At 65.6% G+C, this 2,685-nt stretch carries 2 protein-coding genes and 1 pseudogene; all 3 read left to right on the top strand.

Annotated features, from left to right (window positions below; all coding sequences use genetic code 11):
* Positions 1 to 129, top strand: a pseudogene (locus tag VJS90_RS11360) (DUF2188 domain-containing protein); the annotation flags it as partial.
* 9 nt (positions 130 to 138) lie between these two features.
* Complete coding sequence (locus VJS90_RS11355) at positions 139 to 867, top strand: DUF72 domain-containing protein (RefSeq protein WP_324121749.1); 729 nt, start codon at positions 139 to 141, stop codon at positions 865 to 867.
* A gap of 4 nt (positions 868 to 871) precedes the next feature.
* A partial coding sequence (locus VJS90_RS11350) for a sensor domain-containing diguanylate cyclase (protein ID WP_324121748.1) occupies positions 872 to 2,685 on the top strand: 1,814 nt, incomplete at its 3' end.

Below are 2,685 nucleotides of genomic sequence, written 5' to 3'. Positions count from 1 at the left end.
CTGCTCAAATTGCTGCCTGTATATTTCGAGGGCAAGACGGCCTCGGTGAAAATTCACCACCAGGACGGCACCATCGAAGAAGAGCGCACCTACCCACGTTCGGCCGACCCCAGGCAGAGCAAGGGCTAGGGACTACCCATGAGCGGCAAGGCCGCTCTTTACCTCGGGTGCGCAGGCTGGAGCCTGTCGCGTGCTCACCTCGCGGCGTTCCCCGGGCAGGGCACGCACCTGCAGCGCTACGCCGCGACCTTGCCTGCCGTGGAGATCAATACGTCTTTCTACCGCCCACACAAGCCCGAGACCTACCGCCGCTGGGCTGACGCGGTCCCAACGGACTTTCGCTTCTCGGTGAAGGTGCCCAGGCAGATTACCCATATCCAGCGACTGGTCGATTGCCAAGGATTGCTTGACGCGTTCCTGGAGGAATGCGGCGAACTCGGCGAGCGCCTGGGCTGCCTGCTGGTGCAACTGCCGCCTTCGCTGGACTACGCGCCGGCGCAGGCTGGCGCGTTTCTTCTGGCGCTGCGCGAGCGATTCGCCGGCGCGGTGGCGATCGAGCCGCGCCATGCCTCATGGCTGCAGGCAGCGCCACTGCTGAACCAACTGCGGATCGCCCAGGTCGCCGCCGACCCACCCCGGTTCGGCACCGACGGCCAGCCGGGCGGCTGGCCTGAGCTTGAGTACTGGCGCCTGCACGGATCGCCACGCATCTACTACAGCGACTACGGCGCGGAGTTTCTGCAACGCCTGGGCGCCCGGCTGCGCCAGAACAACACCGCGGGTATCACCACATGGTGCATTTTCGACAACACGGCAGCAGGCGCGGCGCTGGGCAACGCACTGCAGGTGCACCGAGGTCAGGGGTAAGCGAATGGAAGCAGTAAATGGCAAGCGTGCCACGTCCCGCAAGGTGATCACATGGCGCCTGATCCTGGTGTTCGCAGGCCTGATGGGCCTGGCCCTGGTGGTGGGCGTGGTGTCGTTGTACCGCATCGCCGGCACGCTGGATGAGCGTGAGGTGAAACAGAGCCGCTTCTACGCCCAATCGGCCCTGCATGGGCTGCAGCAGACCCAGCAGGCCTTTCTGATCAGCTATGCCTTCTGGCAGGTCGGCTACGATCATCTGGAAGGCACGGTCAACCGGCACTGGGCCTTCGATGAAGACAATGTCGGGCCTACCCTTTACAACAACAGCGGATACCAGGGCGTCTTCGTCATCGACGACGCCGCGACCGGCTACGCGATGCTTGATGGCCAGCTCAGCGAGGCGCCGATCGAGCAGTTCACCAACGCCAAGGCCCGGATTCTCCAGCAGGCCCGGCTAGCGTCGCAGCGAGACCAGGCCACCTCGGGCTTCGTGATGTTCCGTGGCCAGCCGTCCCTGTTTGTCGCAGCGGTCATCCGCCCCCCCGCGATGCCGCACCACCTGCCGGCGCCGCGCTCGGTGATGACCTTCATCCGTCCCCTGACCCCGGCATTCCTCGGGCCGCTGGGCAGCAGTGTCGGCCTCCAGGGCCTTGCGGTTGACGCGGCAGGCGACCTGCCTGCCGATCGGGGCTACCTGCCGCTGGCGGACATCGGCCATGGACTGACCTGGCAGGTCCCCCGTCCCGGCACCGAGCTGGTCTGGGCGGTCGTGCCGCCGCTGGCCGTGGCGTTGATGTTCATCCTGGTGATGATGAGCGTGCTGGGACGCTATGCCGTGCTCAGCAGCGCCCGCATCGACCGCAGCTACCAGAAGCTGGCCGAGTCCCGGGATGCGCTGGAAATCAGCGAGGAGCGCTTCAAGGCCGTGGCCGAAGGCGCCTCGGACTGGATCTGGGAAACCGATACGCACTTGCAGATCTCCTACCTGTCGGCGCGCTTCGAAGAAGTGACCGGACACCCTGTCGATGACTGGATCGGCCGTTCGATCCGGGATCTGCTTGAATGCGACACCGGGCGAGTCGCCCACTGGCTGCAGCAACTGGCCATCTCTGGCATGGCCGGCACGCTGCGCTGCCAGTACCACGACAGCCTGGGACAACAGCGGATCTGCCGGATTTCGGCGCGGGCGATCATGCACGGTGGCGAGCACGAGGGCTTTCGCGGCACCAGCACCGATATCACCGACGAAGTCGCGGCCCATGCGCAGATCCAGCATTTGTCACAGCACGACGCCCTGACCGGGCTGCCGAACCGCAACAAGCTGTTCCGCTTCATCGAGCAGTTCATGCAGGGCGGGGAGGAGGACCCGCAGCTGGCGGTACTGATGCTCGACCTCGACAACTTCAAGCCGATCAACGACAGCCTTGGCCATTCGGCAGGAGATGCGGTACTGATCGAGGTGGCCACGCGCCTGAACGCGGTTACCCGCGGTGCCGACCTGGTCGCGCGCCTGGGCGGGGACGAATTCATCGTCGTACTCACCCAGCCAGGCCCGGTCGAGACACTGGACCGATTCTGCGAGCGGGTCATCCAGAGCCTGCAGGCGCCCATCGCCTTCGAGGACCATCAAGTGCGCGTCAGCGCAAGCCTGGGCGTGGTCCTGTCGCGCGAATACGGCGGGCGCCCGTCCGACCTGATCAAGTACGCCGACCTCGCCTTGTACAGCGCCAAGGCCGCGGGCAAGGGCACCTGGCGCTATTTCTCGGTACAACTCAACGAGGCGCTGCTGGGCAAGCGTGAACTGGAGCGTGAGCTGCG

Origin of the sequence: Pseudomonas sp. (assembly GCF_035277045.1) — a bacterium.
Taxonomy (GTDB): Bacteria; Pseudomonadota; Gammaproteobacteria; order Pseudomonadales; family Pseudomonadaceae; genus Aquipseudomonas.
The sequence above is the reverse complement of the archived record's forward strand: the minus strand, read 5'-3'. Positions and strand labels throughout refer to the sequence as shown.

What these genes read in the sequence shown, in the direction of transcription:
- VJS90_RS11355 (WP_324121749.1), top strand. Translation starts at nt 139, where the DNA reads ATGAGCGGCAAGGCCGCTCTTTACCTCGGGTGCGCAGGCTGGAGCCTG.